General features: G+C 69.1%; 14 protein-coding genes. 2 read left to right on the forward strand and 12 right to left on the reverse strand.

The window, feature by feature from the left end; translation table 11 throughout:
• The first annotated feature begins 256 nt into the window (after nt 1-256).
• Complete coding sequence (locus tag ACQ0O7_RS38840) at nt 257-742, forward strand: hypothetical protein (protein WP_430790279.1); 486 nt, start codon at nt 257-259, stop codon at nt 740-742.
• 3 nt (nt 743-745) lie between these two features.
• Here the strand turns inward: ACQ0O7_RS38840 and ACQ0O7_RS38845 are convergent, their stop codons facing one another.
• Together ACQ0O7_RS38845 and ACQ0O7_RS38850 are read right to left on the reverse strand one after the other, a co-directional pair.
• Nucleotides 746-1,111 carry a GNAT family N-acetyltransferase gene (locus tag ACQ0O7_RS38845; protein WP_430790281.1) on the reverse strand — a complete coding sequence of 122 codons (366 nt, stop codon included), beginning with the start codon at nt 1,109-1,111 and terminating at the stop codon, nt 746-748.
• Between the two features lie 176 nt (nt 1,112-1,287).
• Entirely contained in the window at nt 1,288-2,217 is a 930-nt protein-coding gene (locus tag ACQ0O7_RS38850; protein ID WP_430790283.1) for a DUF389 domain-containing protein, read from the reverse strand.
• A gap of 209 nt (nt 2,218-2,426) precedes the next feature.
• On the opposite strand from ACQ0O7_RS38850, the gene ACQ0O7_RS38855 reads away from it, so the two are divergent.
• The gene (locus ACQ0O7_RS38855; protein ID WP_430790285.1) at nt 2,427-2,903 is read left to right on the forward strand and encodes a hypothetical protein; all 477 of its coding nucleotides are present in this window, start codon (nt 2,427-2,429) and stop codon (nt 2,901-2,903) included.
• A 331-nt stretch (nt 2,904-3,234) separates the two neighbouring features.
• Here ACQ0O7_RS38855 and ACQ0O7_RS38860 read toward each other — a convergent pair whose 3' ends face one another.
• The 10 genes from ACQ0O7_RS38860 to ACQ0O7_RS38905 all read right to left on the reverse strand — a co-directional run bounded on the left by ACQ0O7_RS38860 (nt 3,235) and on the right by ACQ0O7_RS38905 (nt 18,162).
• Nucleotides 3,235-3,858 (reverse strand): hypothetical protein, encoded by a 624-nt coding sequence (locus ACQ0O7_RS38860; protein WP_430790287.1) that lies wholly within the window; start codon nt 3,856-3,858, stop codon nt 3,235-3,237.
• On the reverse strand, nt 3,855-4,436 hold the full coding sequence (locus ACQ0O7_RS38865; protein ID WP_430790289.1) for a hypothetical protein: 582 nt from the start codon (nt 4,434-4,436) through the stop codon (nt 3,855-3,857). Before ACQ0O7_RS38865 ends, ACQ0O7_RS38860 begins: the two co-directional genes overlap by 4 nt.
• Nucleotides 4,437-4,506: 70 nt before the next feature.
• Nucleotides 4,507-5,469, reverse strand: a complete 963-nt coding sequence (locus tag ACQ0O7_RS38870; protein WP_430790291.1) for a hypothetical protein — start codon at nt 5,467-5,469, stop codon at nt 4,507-4,509.
• A gap of 20 nt (nt 5,470-5,489) precedes the next feature.
• Nucleotides 5,490-6,977 (reverse strand): OmpL47-type beta-barrel domain-containing protein, encoded by a 1,488-nt coding sequence (locus tag ACQ0O7_RS38875; RefSeq protein ID WP_430790293.1) that lies wholly within the window; start codon nt 6,975-6,977, stop codon nt 5,490-5,492.
• On the reverse strand, nt 6,974-10,867 hold the full coding sequence (locus ACQ0O7_RS38880; RefSeq protein ID WP_430790295.1) for a ThuA domain-containing protein: 3,894 nt from the start codon (nt 10,865-10,867) through the stop codon (nt 6,974-6,976). Before ACQ0O7_RS38880 ends, ACQ0O7_RS38875 begins: the two co-directional genes overlap by 4 nt.
• On the reverse strand, nt 10,867-11,853 hold the full coding sequence (locus ACQ0O7_RS38885; protein ID WP_430790297.1) for a multicopper oxidase domain-containing protein: 987 nt from the start codon (nt 11,851-11,853) through the stop codon (nt 10,867-10,869). Before ACQ0O7_RS38885 ends, ACQ0O7_RS38880 begins: the two co-directional genes overlap by 1 nt.
• Before the next feature lie 150 nt (nt 11,854-12,003).
• The gene (locus ACQ0O7_RS38890; RefSeq protein ID WP_430790299.1) at nt 12,004-14,061 is read right to left on the reverse strand and encodes a PQQ-dependent sugar dehydrogenase; all 2,058 of its coding nucleotides are present in this window, start codon (nt 14,059-14,061) and stop codon (nt 12,004-12,006) included.
• Nucleotides 14,062-14,063: 2 nt separating this feature from the next.
• The gene (locus ACQ0O7_RS38895; RefSeq protein ID WP_430790301.1) at nt 14,064-14,975 is read right to left on the reverse strand and encodes a sugar phosphate isomerase/epimerase family protein; all 912 of its coding nucleotides are present in this window, start codon (nt 14,973-14,975) and stop codon (nt 14,064-14,066) included.
• A gap of 208 nt (nt 14,976-15,183) precedes the next feature.
• Complete coding sequence (locus ACQ0O7_RS38900; RefSeq protein ID WP_430790303.1) at nt 15,184-16,191, reverse strand: sugar phosphate isomerase/epimerase family protein; 1,008 nt, start codon at nt 16,189-16,191, stop codon at nt 15,184-15,186.
• A gap of 273 nt (nt 16,192-16,464) precedes the next feature.
• Nucleotides 16,465-18,162, reverse strand: a complete 1,698-nt coding sequence (locus ACQ0O7_RS38905) for a ThuA domain-containing protein (RefSeq protein ID WP_430790460.1) — start codon at nt 18,160-18,162, stop codon at nt 16,465-16,467.
• Nucleotides 18,163-18,168 lie beyond the last annotated feature (6 nt).

The raw sequence follows: 18,168 nt of genomic DNA on the forward strand, positions 1-18,168 counted from the left end.
GGAGCTTTTGCCCTCCCAGACGCCGATCCACGGGTCCTCGGCCCGGAGCGGAATCGAACCGATTGCCGCGTACGGGGTTACGCCAACGCCTAGCCTCGGAAGGCGAACAGGGCAGCGGACGGGAGACCACGTGCGGCGTGTGGTGAGGTATGAGCCAGCCGGAAGCGCGGTGGACGCGCCGGTCACCAAGCTCGGTGGAGAGCCGGTGTGGCTTCGGGAGCCGCAGTGGCCGCTGTCTCGTTCGCGGAAGCGGCCGATGCCGTTCCTCGGGCAGTTCCGCCTGGATGACGGGGACGGCGAGATTCGTCTGGCCTACGTCTTCATGTCCGATCTCTTCCTCTTCGACATGGAGGACGAGGAGGCCGGCGTCGAGGAGGACGGGGATGACGACGGTGACGCCGTCGACGACACGTTCGAACCCGAGGGCGGTGAGAACGCCGTCATCATCCAGCCGGATGGCCGGGTCCCGTCCTTCGTCGTGGTGCGCCGCCAGCGGACCGGGCCGGCGTTCACCGAGGACCACCTACCCGTCGACGTCGAGCCGGCCGGTGCCGGCACACCGTGGGAGTTCCTCGGCGGCGAACCCGTCTGGCTTCAGGATCCGGCCCCGCCCGGGCCCGGCTGGCGACTGGTCGGGCAGCTGACCGACCGGCTCGGGCACAACTTCGGAGACGGGGGCGTCGCCTACGTCTTCGTCTCCCCGGACGGCACCGAGGGACGTTTCCTCTGGCAATGCCACTGACACTCATGGCCTGATCGCACTGGGATCGACCCAGTAGCGGCGCTTGAGCCCGATCGGCGTCTCGCGGACGTCCTCCAGCACGCCGCCGTGCTTCTCGATCACCCGCGCGGACGCGAGGTTGTCGTCATCGCACGTGATGAGCACCGACTTCAGGCTCCGGCGGCGGGCCGTCCCCAGCACCTCGCCGAGTGCCCAGCTCGCCACCCCGCTCCCCCGCGCCGACGGCCGGACGCTGTAGCCGATGTGGCCGCCGGCCTGCAGCAGGAAGTCGGTCAGTGCGTACCGCAGGGAGATCGCGCCGAGGACCGCGTCCCGCTCGTCGAGAATCCACCAGTACGCGGCGTGCACCAAGCCTTCCGGAGGCGGCACGCCCTCGTCACCCTCACGTCGCAACCGGGCGACCCATTCCGCAAAACCGGCGGGCGAATCGATGTCGACGCCGGGCCGCAGTCCGCTGCCGGGCTGGTGGACGCCGACGCCCCACTCGTCGCGTGAAGCCAGCCATGCCGCGTGGAACCTCGTCGCCGGCTAGATCAGCCTGCGCATCAGCCGGTCCGCTGCGAACGTCGCCACACCAGCCGTTGTACCAGCAGGGTCAGCACGCCGGCCAGGACGATGGCGGCCAGGTTGATGACCAGCTGCAGGGCCGAGCCGAGCGCCTCCTCGCGGACCCCGTAGGCGACGGCGACCGCCGCGTTGGCCGCCGCCGGGACGGTGGTCACCGAGATCAGCACGCCGACCAGGGTTCCGGCCTTGGCCGAGGTGAGCGACAGGATCCCGGCCACCCCGCCGAGGAATCCGATCACCCAGGACAGTGCGTCCGGCCGCCAGATGAAGTCGGTCAGTGGGCGCGGCGCGAGCAGCATCGACCTGTCCACCAGATCGGCGGCGGTCAGCAGCCACACCGCCGCCACCGTGATGATCATCCCGACCGGGAAGCCGACGCCGAGCGCGATCAGCGAACGGCGGACCAGGTATTTCTTGGCTCGCACCAGGCCCACGCAGAGGGCGGCGAGCGGGCCGAACTCGGGCCCGACGACCATCGAGCCGACGATCAGGATGGGTTGGTCCAGCAGCACACCGATCGCGGCGATGACCGTGGCGATCGTCATGAAGGCCAGGAACGACGCCGACAGGGCGGTCTCCTCGCCGGTCTGCTGTTCGATCTCGTGCCAGACCACGGCGTCCACGCCGAGACCGGGGACGCGCCGGGCCGCCCGCCGGGCTGACGCCGACAGTGCGGCGTCGACGCGTTCCACCACGATGGCGCCGTCGTCGTCGATCCCGAGACCGCGCAGCCGGTCCAGGACGAGGCTGGCGCCCTCCCGGACGACGTCGAACTCGATGACGTCTCCGGGCGGTGACAGGGCGACGTCCGGTGACCGTGTCACGTGGGTGACCGCCTGGTCCGCCGTCAGCGCGTCCATCACCTGATCGGCGGCACGTTTCGGCGCGATCACCCGTACATGAAGCATGCCCACAGTGTGTCCGCTGCGATCCGGACCGGGCGGGCGGCCGGCGTATAAAGGGCGTCAATTTTCGGGTTCCGGTGTCCGTTTCACCGACCCCGTTCGGGATCGGTCAGCGTGACAGCAATGTCCGTCATTTCCGTTGATGGTGTGCGGTAGAGCCACGAACCTACCGTTTGCTGGTCACCGAATCCGGTTCTCTTGAGGAGTTCCCCATGCGCGGAAGACTAAGTACGGCTGCGGCAGCCGCAGTCATCGCGACAGCGGTCGTGGCCTCGCCGGCCCAGGCATCGACCGCCCGCTACTACCACGGCGACGAGACCGTGCGGATCGTCCACAACTTCCTCAACGGCGCCGCCGTCGGCTCGGTCACCTGCGGCATCACCGCTGTCGTCAACAAGATGAAGAAGTTCAAGGGCAAGGCCGGACTGGCGTCCATCGCCGCCTACTCCGGCGAGATCAGCGCCAAGACGGCCGGCACCTCGGCCACCTGCAAGCTGGCGAAGCAGCTGGCGCTGGCCGCGGCCTGGACGGCCACCGTGGGCCGAGACGGGGCACCGGTCTTCATCGATGACAGCTCGCACACCGACAGGTGCGGCATCATCAGCAAGAAAATCACCTACAGCTACCGCATCGGCTCGTCACCGGATCGCACGCTGCCCTTCTCGGGCAGTGTGAAGGTGCCCTGCTGACCGATCCACGCGAAGCCCGGGTCCGGGCCGGCGTTGGGATCCGCCCGGAACTGCGGCGGCGGGAGCACGGATGCGGGTGGGTATCTCCGGGACGGTCGCCGAGCGGCCCGGAAGCATGCCGTTCCGGTACGGGGCCCACCGGCGGGACCGGCCGGGCCAGGTCCAGCCGCGAACGGGTCAACGGGCGGTCCAGTGCCAGCACGGCGTGGTTGACGTGGGCGCGTTCCGACGATCCGCCCCGGCATACCGCGGTGCCCGCCGCCGACCTTCAGAACGACCACCGTGGCGTCCACGCCCACCCCGATCACGGCGGAGCCGAAACGGTACGAAGTCACGGTTGGTGGCGGGCCCACCTGGTGCATTCCGGGCCGTAGGTCTTCGCGCGGCTGAAGTCGGTGGTGGCCACCGAGGCGGTGCGCCAGCCTCGGTTACCGTCGGCGGTGGTGACGTACTGCATCAGGTATGTCTCCAGGTTGGCGCGCTTCTTGATGTCCCGGTAGGGCTTGCCGTCCTCGCGCAGATGGCCGAGGTCGGTGCAGAACGTCACCTGGACCTGGTATGGGCGGATCTTCTGGGCACCCATCGTCTTGACCCACATCGGGCCGCTCGCCGGTTTCCCGGCGTCGGTGGACTCGGCGAAGGGGGCCAGCACCTCCCGGTAGTGCCGGTCGGCCGAGAGCATCCGGCCGACCGGGATGATCGAGGTCCAGTCGGTGACGGCATCCATCCAGTAATTCAGTGCCAGGCTTCGCCGGGCGGCCTGGACCTCATCGGTGTCCGGCGAGGGATCCCAGGTGATCGTCAGGTCTCCGGCGCCGTCCATCGGCAGCAGCCGGTGCGCTTCGTCGACTGTCATCGCGGGTGCGGCGGCCGACGGGGCGGGTGCGGGCGGCGGGTCGGTGGTGCACGCCGCAGTGGACAGGAGGACGACTGAAGCCACCACGAGTCGTCTCATCGTCTGGCCCACTTCGTGCACTCCGTCCGGTACTTCGCCTCGGCGTCCTCGTCGGCCACGAAGTAGCTACCGAGCCGCGCGTCGCTGTGGATCAGGTAGGTCTCCAGGACCGGGCGGGTCCCGCTGTCACCCCACCGGCTGCGGTCGGTGCAGAACGTCACCACCGGGAAGCCCTCTGACGTCTTGTCCTCGCCCATGGCTTTGACCCGGAGCGGCCCGTTGACCGGTTCGGTGAAGTCGGTGACACCGGCGAACGGCTCCCAGGCCTGCTCATAGAACACGTGGAGGTAGAGGGCCTCCGCGACCGGGATGATCGGCGTCCAGTCGGTGGCACCCCACTGCCAGTAGAGGTGGACCAGTCCGTGCCGGGCGGCGAGCACGTTCGTGGACTCCTTGACCGCTGTCAGGTCCCAGGTGATGGGGGTGTCCGCGGTCCCGTCCAGGGGCACTGCCGCATACGCCTCTTCGCGGCTCATCGGCGTGGGCGACGCCGCCGGCGCGGGGGTGGGGGTGGGTGGGGTGTCGGGTGAACAGCCCGCCACCATCAGAGCCGTCGCCACCAGCACCCGTTTCCTCACCGGCGCATAGTACAAAGCACTCGCCCGGTAACCCCGACGGGTCACCGGGCGAGTGACGTTCGCAAAACCGCTACAGGTCGGCCGGGCCGGCCTCGACGGCCTCCTTCACCGCGTCGGTACGCCGGTCCGCGGCACGCTCGTCGACGGCCTCGTCCCGGGGTTCGGGGGCGGCCCGGCGCTGGGCGGACGCGCCGGCGGCGGTGTGCGGGCCGTTGACGCCGCCCCGGATCCGGTTGTTGGCGGCGACCTGGGCGGCCGGGGTGTTGCCGGTCAGGTTGAGGGCCCCGTCGATGATGCTGTCATCGACGGTGACCATGCCGGTGGTGTTGCTGATGCCGACCTCACGGCCGAAGTAGCCGCCGGAAGCGCAGCTGTCGAGTCGGCCGCCGGGGCCGAGCTGCACCCCGCCGAGGTTGCCGGCGAAGGTGGATCTGCCGCGGACCGCGCTGCCGCAGATCACGCTGCCGGTGGAGCTGTTGAGCACCGACAGGGCGCCGTCGACGAACGAGTCGTGCAGGTCGGTGTAGTGGGTGTTGGTGGTGCTCAGCGATTCGGAGATCTCGCTGCCCCGGTCCACCCGGACCTGTCCGGCCTGGGCGTTGACGGTGCCGCTGACCTGGCTGGCCTCGACGAACAGGAAACTTTCGCCGGGGGCCGAGCCCTGCGGGCGTACCGCAATCGGTCCGGTCGTTGATTCGCGCAGGTAGACGCCGTAGCCGCCGGCGGCGAGTTCGACCGAGCCGTTGACCGTGGTGCCTTTCGAGTCGAGGTAGCCGTCGCCGAGGATCTGCAGGTCGCCGGCGATCCGGACGCCGTCGGTGACCAGGTTCGCGCCGGCCAGGACGCTGACGTTGCCGGTGATGACGGTGCCGGTCAGGGTGCAGGATTCGCCGGCGGGGACGAGCAGATCGTTGGGTACGGTGACCGCTCCCCCGGTGCCGACACAGTGGGTGACCAGGCCGGCGTGTGCGGCGGGCACTCCGGCCAGGGCGGTCACGGTCACTACCGCGGCGACGACGGCCATTCTCTTCATCAAGTAGCTCCCTCGGTGGTTCATGAGCCCACGCTCGATCGCGCGGCGGTGCGGACGATGGTTCCGGCCTGGCGGCTGGTGAGGGTGCCGGCGGCGACCAGGCCGGCGGTCACGGTCTCCACGTGCCGGACGAAGGCGGCGTGGGTGCGGTAGGTGGCGTTCTCGGCGATCAGGTCGTTGATGGTGCAGCCGTCGCCGGTGCCGGCGTTGGTGATGCCGGTGTCGTCACCGTCGATGATCACGGTGTCCCGGGTGTCGGTGCAGGTGCCGGAGACCACGACGGTGAAGGTCACGGTCTTGGCCGCGGCGGTGTTGCCGGCGTTGTCGGTGGCCCGGTAGCCGAGGGTGTGTTCGCCGGCCGCGGTGACCACGACGGGCGTGGTGTAGGCGGTCCACGCTCCCCCGTCGAGCTGGTACTCGACCTTGGCGACCCCGGAGTCGCCGTCACTGGCGGTGACGGTGACGGTGGCCCGGCCGGGCGCCGAGGCCACTGTCGCGGCGGTCACCGGTGCGGTGGTGTCCTCGGCCGGTGGCGCGACGATGGTGAAGTGCTCCATGCCCACGGTCGACGTGTTGCCGGCGTTGTCGGTGGCCCGGAAGTGCAGCATGTGCTCACCGACCGTGTTCACGGTGACCGCGGCGGTGTATCGAGTCCACGCTCCCCCGTCGAGCTGGTATTCGATAGTCGCGACCCCGGAGCCGGCGTCGGCCGCGGTCACCGTGAACGACACCGAGCCGACGTAGTCGCCGGCCTCGTCCTCGGTGCCGGTCACCTGCGCCGCCACGGTCGGAGCGGTGGTGTCCTCCTCGCCGGCGGCGACCACCGAGAACGACACCGAGCCGACGGTCGAGGTGTTACCGGCCCGGTCGGTGGCCCGGAACTGGACCGCGTGGTCACCGAGAGCGGAGACCACGACCGGATTGCTGTACGGCTGCCAGCTGGTGTCGTCGACCTGGTACTCGACGGTCGCGACCCCGGTGCCGGCATCGGTGGCGGTGACGGTCACGGTGGCCGACCCGCGGTAGGCGCCGTCGTCGTCGCGGCTGCCGGTGACGGCCCCGGTGACGGTCGGCGCGGTGGAGTCCTCGGTGTCACCCTCGGTCACGGTCAGTTCGCCGACCATCGTGCCGTGGCCGGGGATCGTACACAGGTAGCGGTATTTGCCCGGGGTGAGAGTGACGGTCGCGGTGTGCCGGCCGTCGTTGGCGTCGAACGGGCTGGCCAGGATGTTCAGGCTGACGTCGTCGTTGTAGCCGGGTGTGCTCGTGTCGAAGGTGAGGGTGTGCGGCATCCCGGTGGTGTTGCCGGTGGCCGTGCTGTTCTCCCACACGATGGTGGTCTCCCCCGCGGTGGCGGTGGCCGGCGCGGACTTGTAGCGGGTGATGTCGTCGTCGGCGGTCCAGGTCAGGGTCTGCGCGGCGGAGGCCGGTGGGACGAGCAGCGGGGTCATCGCCACCCCCAGCCCGGCCACCAGGGCGATCAGGCGCCGGTTCCAGCGGGGGGTCACAGCGCACGCACCCGGATGTTGCGGAATTCGGTGGTGTCGCTGTCGCCGTGGTTCTGCAGCCCGATGTGGCCGCGCAGGAACTGCCGCAGGTCGGTGGGCGGGTCGCCGGCGCGGGAGGACTGCTTGCCGGGCGTGTTGTCGAACTCGTTGATGACCACGCCGTTGCGGATGATGGTGTAGTGCTGGCCGGTCACGCGTACCTCATAGTTGTTCCATTGGTTCTTGGGTGTGGGTCTGGCGTCGGTGAGCGGGACCGGGTCGAAGTTGTAGACCGATCCGGTCTTCTGGGTCTCGCCGGTCTCGCCGTCGTAGATCTGGATCTCGTGGCCGCAGAAGATGGCCACCCAGGCCTGCGAGGTACGGGCGTTGCCGACCGTCCCGCAGCTGTCCGGCGGGCGCTGGTCCAGCGGGATCCGCGGGTCCGGGAACCGGGTGAACACGCCGCTGTTGGCGCGGCCGGTGCCGGATGCGATGTCTTTGAACTGGAGGCGCAGCGAGAAGTCGCCGAGTTCCTTGGTGTGCCACAGCATGCCGAGTCCCCCGGCAGACCGCAGTGAGCCGTCGGCCTGGATCGCGAACGATCCGGACGGCGCCTGTTCCCAGCCGCGCAGGGAGGTCGCGGTGCCGTCGAACAGCGGCTCGTAGTAGCCGATCGGGGCGGTGGCGGCGGCCCGGGTCAGCACGCCGGCCTGCCGGTCGGTCAGCCACGCGCCGGCGATGGTGGTGACGTGCCGGACGAACTGGTCGCGGCTGGGCCACTGGCCCTCGTCGTCGATCAGGTCGTTGAGGGTGCAGCCGCCGCCGGTCGCCTTGTTCGGGATCGACGTGTCGGTGTCACCGATCCACACCGTGCCGCGGGTGTCCGGAACCGCACAGCCGGCGGTGACCGGGGTCGTGGTGGTGACGGTCTCGCCGTCCGCATAGCTGACGGTCAGCTTGGCGATATAGGAGCCGGGTTTGGTGTACGTGTGACGAGGATCGGCCTCGGTGGAGGTGGTCCCGTCGCCGAACTCCCAGCGGTGGCTGACTCCACCGGAGCGGGAGCCGTTGAACGCGTACGTCAGCGCCTTGTTCTGCACTTCCACCACACCGGCCGCGGGCGCGGGGGTGGGCGCGCCACCGGTGTAGACGACCCGGAGCAGTTTCTGCGCGGCGTGCAGGGTGAAGAAGCCGCCGCCGTAGTCCAGCAGGTAGAGCGCGCCGTCCGGGCCGAACTTGGCGTCCATCCAGCTCATCAGCCGGTTGTCGGCGTTGCCACCGGGCAGGATCGCGCGCAGCGTCTCGGCGAACAGTGGCGGTTTCTGATCAGGAACCCCGGCCGGGTCGACGGTGACCGCGACCCGGTTGGCGGCGTTGCTCTGGTCGCCGATGAACCACTTCTCGTCCCAGTACTCCGGCCACTTCACCGTGCTCGCCGGGTCGGCCAGGTCGTGGTGGTAGGTCGGGCCGGACATCACCGCCTGCCCACCACCGCGCAGCCAGGGCTGGGTGTAGACGGCGTCGGCGGCGGTGTACGTGGGCACCCCGCTGCCGTCGGCACGCTCCGGGAAGACCGGGCCGCCGCCACCGGGCGAGTACCAGATCATGTTGTCGCGGGCCGGCGGGATGTCGGTCAGGCCGGTGTTGCGCGGCGAGGTGTTCTTCAGGTTGTCGCAGTCGTACCAGCCGGCGAGCTGGGTGGCGTCGGTGTTGCTGCGGTCCCGGTACGGCTGCCGGTTGCCCATGCAGTACGGCCAGCCCTGGTTGCCGGCCGAGGTGATGATGGTGGCCGTCTCGTATTTGGCCGGGCCCAGGTTCGGGTTCGGGGCGGAGGCGTCCGGCCCGACCCAGCCCGCGGTCAGCCAGTCGTGTTCCGGGTCGACCTGGAGGCGGGCGATGTTGCGCACGCCCATCACGTAGATCTCCGGCCGGGTCTTGTCGGTGCCGGGCGGGAACAGGTTGCCGTCCGGGATCGAGTAGGTGCCGTCGGCCTCCGGGCGGATCCGCAGGATCTTGCCGGCCAGGTCGTTGGTGTTGCCGGAGGTGCGGCGGGCGTCCTGGAACGAGATCCCGGCGTACTCCTGGGTCCAGTTGTTGCCGGAGTAGCCCTGCGAGCCCTCGGACGAGTTGTTGTCACCGGAGCCGATGTAGAGGTTGCCGGCCTTGTCGAACGCCATCCCACCGCCGGCGTGGCAGCAGCTGTGGATCTGCACCGGGAACGTCAGCAGGTCCTTGCGGGTGTCCTGGTCGATGCTCTGGGTGGCGTGGTCGTAGGTGAACCGGCTGACCGTCCGCTCCCCGGTGCGCTTGGTCCGGTCGATGGAGTCGTGCGGCATCCAGTACACGTAGAGCCAGCCGTTGTCGGCGAACGCCGGGTCCGGTGCGATGCCGAGCAGGCCCTCCTCGTTCTTCACCAGCTCGGTGCCGCTGCCCCGGTTGCCCATCACCGGCAGCGTGGTCAGTAGCTTCACCTCCTTGGTGCGCGGGTTCCAGGAGTGGATGGTGCCGCAGCCGAGGCCCACCTTCGGGTCGTCCCAGCTGACCACCGGGCCGGTCGGGCAGGCGGCCTTGCCGACGTAGAAGACGGTGCCGTCGGCGGCGATGGTCAGCCCGTGCGGCTCGCCGATCTGGTCGAGCTGGCCGGTCTTGTTCGCGGCGGTCAGGCGCTCGGTCTTGTAGTTGGCGGCGATGGTGGCCTGGCAGTCGCCGCGCACGATGCCGGTCGCCCAGGACAGGGCGCCGGTCAGGTGCTTGCGGAAGCCCTCTTCGGCGTAGCTGTCGGCGGTGTGGCCCATGCCGGTGTAGAAGGAGCGCCCGCCCTGGTAGTCGCGGCACCAGGAGACCGGGTGGAACGGGCCGTTGGCACTGGTCCCGGGGTCGTAGTGGCGTTCCTCGACCTGGGCCAGGGTGTGCACGGCGCCGATCGGGTTGGGGTCCCAGTTGTACCAGCGGTCCGAGCGGCTGATGGTGGCCGGAAGTCCCTTGGTGGCCGGGTGCCGGCTGTCCAGGACGTTGACCACGGCCCGGTTGACGGCCGGGTCGGCGGGCGGGGTGCTGGCGCCGGTGAACAGCCGCAGGTCGGCGAGCTGGGTGAGCGGCTGGCCGGAGTTGGCGGTGATGTTCAGCCGGAAGTGCGCGGCGGTGGCCGGGGTGGCCAGGTCGAAGCGGCGGGTCTGGAACCGGTCGGTGAACGTGTGGCCGGTGCGCTTGTCCACGTCGGTCCAGGTCTGGCCGTCGTCCGAGCGCTGCAGCGTCCAGTCCTTCGGGTCGCGGCCCTCGGAGTCGTTGGCCGAGGTCAGGGCGTACCCGGTGATGGTCTTCGCGGCGGCCAGCTGGTAGGCGACCCAGCCGGTCGGGGTCCGCACCAGCCATTTGGTGTTGCTGTCGTTGTCGGTCAGTTTCTCCTTGGTCTCGTTCGGCGCGTTCTCGCCGCTCGCGGTGACCTTGGCGACCGGTTCGGAGGCCGGGATGGCGCCGGCCGGGCGGGTGCCGATCAGGCCGGTGAACCAGGTCGAGTCGAGTTGCGCCTTGGCCGCGTCGGCGATGCCGACGAAACCGCCACCCGATTTGATGTACGCGGTGAGCGCGCTCTCCTGCTCACGGGTCAGGGTGACGCCTTCGGCGGACAGGAACACCACCGCCCGGTGCTTGGCGAGCTGGGCCGCGGTGAACACGGCCGGGTCGGTGGTGGCGGTGACGGTGATCCCGGCCGCCTGCCCGAGCTGCTGGATGGTCTGGGCGGCCACGGTGACCGGGTCCTTCTGCCCGGCCGCCGCGCCGTGGAAGACCACCACCGAGATCGGTGCGGCGGCGGTGGTCGCGGGTGCGGTGTAGGCGAGGGCCGGGGTGGCCCCGGCGGTCATGGCCAGTGTCGCGAGGACCGCCAGCCCCGCTCGTATCGGTCGTCTCATCATCCGTGCTCCCCCTGGTGCGCGGTGGTGTGGGCGTGCCCCTGGAACCGGTGGATGGCCTCCTCGGCGCCGGCGGGCATGCTGCCGTCGGCGTTGCGGACCAGGAAGATCCCGGCCATCCCGCCGTCGGAGTGGTTCTGCACGTGGCAGTGGTACATCCAGGCGCCCGGGCCGACGCCTTCACCGGCGATCACCTGGAAGCCGAACGAGCTGCCCGGGTTGAGGTCCTTGTTGTCGACCGTCGGGCTGGGGTCGGAGACGCTCTCCAGCATTCCGGTGCGGTTGTCCACCCAGCGGTGGGCGTGCAGGTGGAAGGTGTGGAAGAGGTTGCCGTGCCCGATCGCGATCCACTCGACGCGCTGGCCGAGGTCGGCCTCGAACATCGGGGTGTTCGGCGCCATCTTGTTGTTGATCGTCATGTCGTGGAAGACCGCGGTGATCTGCTTGTCCGGCAGGACGTCGCCGCGCCGGCGCACGATCAGGGCGCCGTAGAGGCCCTTGGCCACTCCCCCGGTGCCGTGGTCGGTGCCCATCGCGTGGTCGTGGTAGTGCCAGTAGCCGGCGCTGCCGGGCATGAACCGGCGGCCGGGTCCGGCGAACATCTCCCGGGACCGCCACACGTAGGTGCGGGTCTGGCCGGGGTCGTTGTAGGAGGCGTTGAGCGGGCTGCCGTCGGAGTCGGTGCTGTAGTCGACGCCGTGCGCGTGGATGGACAGCCGCTTGTCGGTGTTGTTCACAAGGGTGATCTCGAGCGTGTCGCCCTCGTAGATCTCCAGGACCGGGCCGGGCACGGTGGCCTCCCCGGGGCGCAGGCCGTAGCCGTACAGTCCGCCCGGTAGCGCCTCGGCGAAGATGGTGACCTTCTTGGTGACGGCGAGCCCGGCGCGGGCGGGTGTGTCGGTGAGCGCTACCGCGCCGATGGCCGGGACAGCGGCGCCGAGTGCGCCGACGGCGATCAGTGAGCGTCGCGGGAATTTCCCGTCCATACGTCTCCATTCCATCGAGGGGATGGCTTAAACGTATGGCTTATATCAGCTCAAGTAAATACGTTAGGACACTTTTCTAAGAGCCGTGGAAATGGCACGACGACAGACCCGGGAACGATTCCCGGGCCCGCCGCCGCACCATTGCCTGAATCAGTCGGTGGGTGTCAGGACCACCTCAGCCGAGCCGGCCTGGCCCTGCGCGTCGGTGTACTCGGCGACGAACACCGCGGTCAGATTGTCCTGGCCCTCGTGACCGGGGTCGACGAAGGTGGTGATCGAGCCGGTGCAGCCGGACACCGTGGACAGCGGGTGCCCGTGCTGGTCATGGCCCAGAATGTAGGAGACCTGGACGTTCGCGCAGTTCACCGGGGCGTCGTCGACCACGTTCACCTCGAAGGTGACGGTGTCGCCGAAGGCGAACTCCTGATCGGCGGTCGGCGACACGAACGACACCGTGGGCGCCACCGGGCCGACGTGCAGCAGGAACTCGGCGGAGGCGGACCGGCCGGTGGAGTCGGTGACCTTCAGGGTGGCCCGGTAGTCACCGTTCTCGGTGTACGTGAACGACGGGTTCGGCTGCCGGGAATCGACCCGGCCGTCAGCGTCGAAGTCCCACGCGTACCGCAGCGCGTCGCCGTCCGGATCGACGGTTCCGGCACTGGAGAAATTGACCGTGAACGGTGCCGAACCGACCGTCGGCGTGCCGTTTATCTTCACGATCGGGGTCTTGTTCTTCGGCGCGTAGTCGATTCTGGCGAGCTGCGCCTCCGGATTCTCGGCGAAGTAGCCGTCACCGTATTCCAGGACGTACAGCGCGCCGTTCGGGCCGAACTCCAGATCCATCGGGTTGTCGAAGACGATCGACGGGAGCACCGATTCGATCCTGGTGACCTGGTTGCGGCGATCCAGGGTGAACGCCTTGACGTAGTCGCGGGTCCACTCGTAGAACAGCGGCTTGCCGTCGAACGCGGCCGGCCACTTGAACGGCGACTTACTGCGCTTGTCGTACTGGTAGGCCGGGCCACCCATCGGGCCGACACCGCCGGTGCCCAGCTCCGGGAACTGCGCGCTGGCCCCGAAGTTGTAGACCACCTCGGACTTCTCCACCGGCGGCAGTCTGCGCAGGCCGGTGTTGTTCGGCGACTCGTTCACCGGGTTCCCGCAGTCGAACGCCGCGCCCGAGGTCTCGGTGGCGAAGTCGTAGTCGATGTACGGCAGGTCCGGGTTCACGCAGTACGGCCAGCCGTAGTTCGCCGGTTTGTCGATGGCCATCCAGCGGCCGTGCCCGACCGGGCCGCGCTCCGGGTTGGGCGTGCGCGAGTCCGGCGAGTAGTCGGCCATGTAGACCACGCCGGTCTTCTCGTCGACGTCGAACCGGAACGGGTTGCGCAGGCCCATCGCGTAGATCTCCGGACGGGTCTTCGCGGTGCCCTTCTTGAACAGGTTGCCGCGCGGGATCGTGTACGACCCGTTCGGCTTGACCGTGATCCGCAGCAGCTTGCCCCGCAGGTCGTTGGTGTTGGCCGAGCTGCGCTGCGCGTCGAACGCCGGGTTGCGGCCCGGGCTCTCGTCGATCGGGGTGTAGCCGCCGGAGAAGAACGGGTTGGTGTCGTCACCGGTGGACAGGTACAGGTTGCCGTCCCCGTCGAAGTCGATCTTGCCGCCGACGTGGCAGCAGATGCCCCGGTCCACCGGGACCTGCAGGATCTTCTGCTCGGTGCCGAGCGCCAGGGTGTTGCCGCGCAGCTTGAACCGGGACAGTTGCAGGTGCCCCCGGTACGGTGCGAAGTCGGCCGGAGTGCCGTCGAACGGCGCGTCACCCTCGTTGACCGGGGTGTCCGGGTTGTCGACGGGGGTGTTCAGGACCGGGCTGTAGTAGACGTACACCCAGTTGTTGCTCTTGAAATCGGGGTCGACGGCGATGCCCTGGACCCCTTCCTCGTCGTGCAGGTAGACCGGGATCGTCGCGGCCAGGACGTTGCGGCCGGTGCTCGGCTCGTGGATGCGGACCTGCCCCTTACGGGCGGTGTGCAGGACCCGTCCGTCGGGCAGCACGGCCAGGGCCATCGGCTCGCCGGGGAAGTCGTTGAGGGTGACCTTCTGGAAGTCGCTGTCCGGCGGCACCGGAGCCGCCGGCCCGGCCTGGACCGGGTTGGGCACCGTCAGAACGAGCAGGGCCGCGGCGCCGGCGGTGAGAAGTCGTCGCATTTTCAGAACCTCAGTCCGGACAGGTACTGGTAGCCGACCCGGGCGGTGTCCAGGGCCTGCAGCGGGGTGCGCGGCGGGCTGCCCGCGTCGTCACGTTCCACGATGTACTCGACCAGGCCGGCTTCCCTGGCCCGCTGGAAGATCCGCGCGAAGTCGATCAGACCCGCGCCCGGATCGGCGAAACCGCTGCTCACGTCCATGTCCTTGACGTGCACCTGTTTGATCCGGCGCCGGTTCCGCTGGATCAGGTCCACCGGGTCGGCGGCACCCCGCCAGGCCCAATAAAGATCCAGTTCGAGGTGTACGAGTCTCTCGTCGGTGTCGTCGGTGAGGATGTCGAACCCGGTCCGGCCGGTGCCGCTCTGCCGCAGGAACTCGTTGTGGTGGTTGTGGTAGCCGAAGCTGAGCCCGGCCCGGCGGGCCAGCTCGCCGGCCTTGTTCAGGTCGGCGGCGAACGCCTTGTAGACGGCCGCGTCCCGGATCGGCCCGTTCGCGCCGGTGCCGAAGTACGGGTGCACGATGTACTTGTTGCCGACGATCGCGGCGTCCTCGAGGGTCCGCTTCCACGTCTCGGCGTTCCACGGCTGCGGAATGCCCGCGTGCCCGGAGGTGGCCTTCAGGCCCGCGTTGTTCAGGGCGGTGCGGAACTGGGCGGCGGTGCGGCCGACGAAGCCGGCGTGCTCGACGCGGCGGTAGCCGATCGCGGCGAGCTCGGTGAAGGTGGTCTCCAGGTTGACGTTGAGCTGGTTGCGCAGCGTGTAGAGCTGCACGCTGATCTGGTCCCGGGGCACGCGGTGCGCGTTCGAGCCGCCACCGTGGGCGGCGGCGGGCGAGCCCAGGGCGGTGGACGCCCCGACGGCTGCGGCGCTCGCGGCCGCGGCGCCGAGCAGGTGACGACGGCTGAGTTCGGTCATGATCGTTTTGCCTCCGGTTTCGGTGATGAACACGGATGGGCTGGCGGGGAATCTCGGAGCGCCCGCAGCCGGCAACTTCCCGGACGTTACCGTGTATTTACGTTCGTCACTAGTAAAACATCGAGATGAAACATCAGAACTTTTGTACGTTTGGATGAAACAACGCATGGCCGGACGCAAAGGCGCCCGGCCTGCCCTGATTTGTGACCTACTGCTGGGAGGAGAAGGCGGCGTCGAAAGCCGCTGATGGCGCGTCAAAGGCCAGCCGCCGCACGAACTGCAACGCCTCCGGGGCACCCACCAGCCGGTCCATGCCGGCGTCCTCCCACTCGATCGAGATCGGACCGTCGTAGCCGATCGCGTTCAGAGCCCGGAAACAGTCCTCCCACGGCACGTCCCCGTGCCCCGTCGACACGAAGTCCCAGCCCCGGCGCAGATCCGCCCACGGCAGATGCGAGGCCAGCCGGCCCCGGCGGCCGTCCCCCGTACGCACCTTCGCGTCCTTGCAGTCCACGTGGTAGATCCGGTCCTGGAAGTCGAAGATGAAGTTCACCGGATCCAGGTCCTGCCAGACGAAATGCGACGGATCCCAGTTCAGCCCGAACTCCGGCCGGTTCCCGATCGCCTCCAGGGTCCGCTTCGTCGTCCAGTAGTCGTAGGCGATCTCACTCGGGTGCACCTCGTGCGCGAACCGCACCCCCACCTCACCGAACACGTCCAGAATCGGGTTCCAGCGGTCCGCGAAGTCGGCGTAACCCCGCTCGATCATCGACGGCGGCACCGGCGGAAACATGGCGAGGGTGTGCCAGATCGACGACCCGGTGAACCCGACGACGGTGTTCACCCCCAGCTTGGCCGCGGCCCGGGCGGTGTCCTTGATCTCCTCGGCGGCCCGCTGCCGAACCCCCTCCGGCTCGCCGTCCCCCCAGATCCGGCCCGGCAGGATGTCCTGATGCCGCTCGTCGATCGGATGATCACAGACGGCCTGCCCGACCAGATGGTTGCTGATCGCGAAGACCTGAAGGTTGTACTTGGCCAGCTGCTCCCGCTTACGGTCCACATAGCCGTCGTCGGCGAGCGCCTTGTCCACCTCGAAATGATCACCCCAGCAGGCGATCTCCAGTCCGTCGTAGCCCCACTCGGAAGCCAGCCGGCACACCTGGTCGAACGGCAGATCAGCCCACTGGCCGGTGAACAGGGTGATAGGACGTGCCACTTCTCTCAACTCCTCGTTGTCATAGACAGGACAGCGAGGCAGCGCGAGGAACCGCCCAGGGCGTGACGGCGCGGTGGGTGGCGTGATCGTTCCGGACGGGTTTGCGCCTCCCGCCCGGACGCCGACCGGCATCCACGTTCGTCTCCGCCACTCTATGCCAACATCACAGGCCCCGGAAGGCGGCCGTGTCGTCCAGGTCAAAACCGTGTGGCGATCTGTGGCTCGATTCGAGCCACAGATCGCCACACGAATGGAGAGGCTGACGCCGGAGGGTCAGTTGACGGTCCAGAGCTGGTTGGGGGCGGCCAGGCAGTCCCACAGGTGGATCTGCTGGCCGTCGGACGGGCGGGCCTCGGAGACGTCCAGGCAGCGGCCGGACTGCGGGTTGCGGACGGTTCGGTCGGTCGCGACGGTCCAGTTCTGGGCGCCGGTCCCGTTGCAGGTCCACAGTTGCACCTTGGTGCCGTTGGCGGTGGCGCCGCCGGCCACGTCCAGACACTTCCCGGAGGCCGGGTTGCGCCACACCTGGCCACTGAGCTGCCAGTTCTGCGCGCCCGTGCCGTTGCACGTCCACAGCTGGATCTTGGTGCCGTCGGCGGTTCCGGCTCCGCTCACGTCGAGGCATTTGCCGGCCAGGCCGACGACCCGGCCGGCTGTGGGCGGCGGCGGGGTGCCCAGTTCCTTGATCCGGATGTTGCGGAACGAGACGTCGTCGCCGTTGCCGTGGTTCTGCAGGCCGATGTGGCCGGCCAGACCGCGTACCGGATCGGTGTTGGTGAAGTCGTTGATTTTGATGCCGTTGAGGAGGATCTGCAGGCGCTCGCCCTGGACCAGCAGCTCGTAGGTGTTCCACTCCCCGGGCGGGTTCAGCGCCGCGTCCCGGGCGGCCACGTCAGCGCCCTGGAAACTGTAGACGGCCCCGGTGGTGCGGTCGGCGGCGTCGGTGGCGTCGATCTGGATCTCGTAACCGTTGTTCACCGCCGACCACGGGTCGCTCGACGGCGGGAAGCCGATGAACACCCCGGAGTTGTCGTCACCGGCCATCTTCCAGTCCAGTTTGAGCGAGTAGTCGGTGAAGGCCTTGGCGGAATACCACAGCATGCCCATGCCACCGACCGAGGTCAGGGTGGCGTCGCTGTCGGTGAAACCGCCGGGGCCGGCCTGTGACCAGCCGGTGGTGGACCCGTTGTAGAGCGGGGTGTACCCGGTCTCTGGGCGGCAGTCCGCCTGGACCTGGCCGGCCGTGTACCGGATGCCACCGAGCAGGTGCTGACGGAAGACCGGATCGGCGTACGACTCCCGGGTGTGCCCGCCGCCGGTGTAGAAGGAGCGGCCCGCGTCGAAGGTCTTGCACCAGGCGTGCGGGTGGTCGGCGCCCATGGTGCCGCCGGAGTACGAACTCTCGTCCAGGGTGGCCAGCACGTGGGCGGTGTCGCGGGCGTTGGTGCGGTAGTCGTACCACTCGTCGGTGCGGTTCCACACCTGCGGCAGGTGCGCGGTGGCCGGATGTGCCCGGTCCTCGACGTGCACCCGGGCCGGCTGGATGGCGGGGTGGGAGGCGAACCAGGCACCGACCAGCTGACCGTAGAACGGCCAGTCGTATTCGGTGTCGGCGGCGGCGTGGACGCCGGTGTAGCCGCCACCGCCGCGGATGTACGACTCGAACGCGCTCTGCTGGGTGGCGTTCAGCACGTCACCGGTGGTGTTGAGGAACACCACCGTCTCGTACTGAGCCAGGTTGGCGCTGGTGAAGGCGCCGGCGTCCTCGGTGGCGGTGACGGTGAAGCCGTTGGCGGCGCCCAGGTCGCGGATGGCCTGCACGCCGGTGCCGATGGAGTCGTGCCGGAAGCCGGCGGTCTTGGAGAAGACGAGCACGTCGTACGGGGTGTCGGCGGCGACGGCCGGGGCGCTGCCCGCCAGGATGGTCAGCACGGCTGTCGCCACGCCGAGGAGTGTTCTGCGCACGGGGATCTCCTT

The organism is Actinoplanes sp. G11-F43, assembly GCF_050589265.1.
GTDB lineage: Bacteria > Actinomycetota > Actinomycetes > Mycobacteriales > Micromonosporaceae > Actinoplanes.

Excerpts from the sequence above, each read along its gene's own strand:
- ACQ0O7_RS38840 (WP_430790279.1), top strand. The coding sequence starts at position 257 with ATGCCGTTCCTCGGGCAGTTCCGCCTGGATGACGGGGACGGCGAGATT.
- ACQ0O7_RS38850 (WP_430790283.1), bottom strand. The coding sequence starts at position 2,217 with ATGCTTCATGTACGGGTGATCGCGCCGAAACGTGCCGCCGATCAGGTG.
- ACQ0O7_RS38855 (WP_430790285.1), top strand. The coding sequence starts at position 2,427 with ATGCGCGGAAGACTAAGTACGGCTGCGGCAGCCGCAGTCATCGCGACA.
- ACQ0O7_RS38860 (WP_430790287.1), bottom strand. The coding sequence starts at position 3,858 with ATGAGACGACTCGTGGTGGCTTCAGTCGTCCTCCTGTCCACTGCGGCG.
- ACQ0O7_RS38870 (WP_430790291.1), bottom strand. The coding sequence starts at position 5,469 with ATGAAGAGAATGGCCGTCGTCGCCGCGGTAGTGACCGTGACCGCCCTG.
- ACQ0O7_RS38880 (WP_430790295.1), bottom strand. The coding sequence starts at position 10,867 with ATGAGACGACCGATACGAGCGGGGCTGGCGGTCCTCGCGACACTGGCC.
- ACQ0O7_RS38885 (WP_430790297.1), bottom strand. The coding sequence starts at position 11,853 with ATGGACGGGAAATTCCCGCGACGCTCACTGATCGCCGTCGGCGCACTC.
- ACQ0O7_RS38890 (WP_430790299.1), bottom strand. The coding sequence starts at position 14,061 with ATGCGACGACTTCTCACCGCCGGCGCCGCGGCCCTGCTCGTTCTGACG.
- ACQ0O7_RS38895 (WP_430790301.1), bottom strand. The coding sequence starts at position 14,975 with ATGACCGAACTCAGCCGTCGTCACCTGCTCGGCGCCGCGGCCGCGAGC.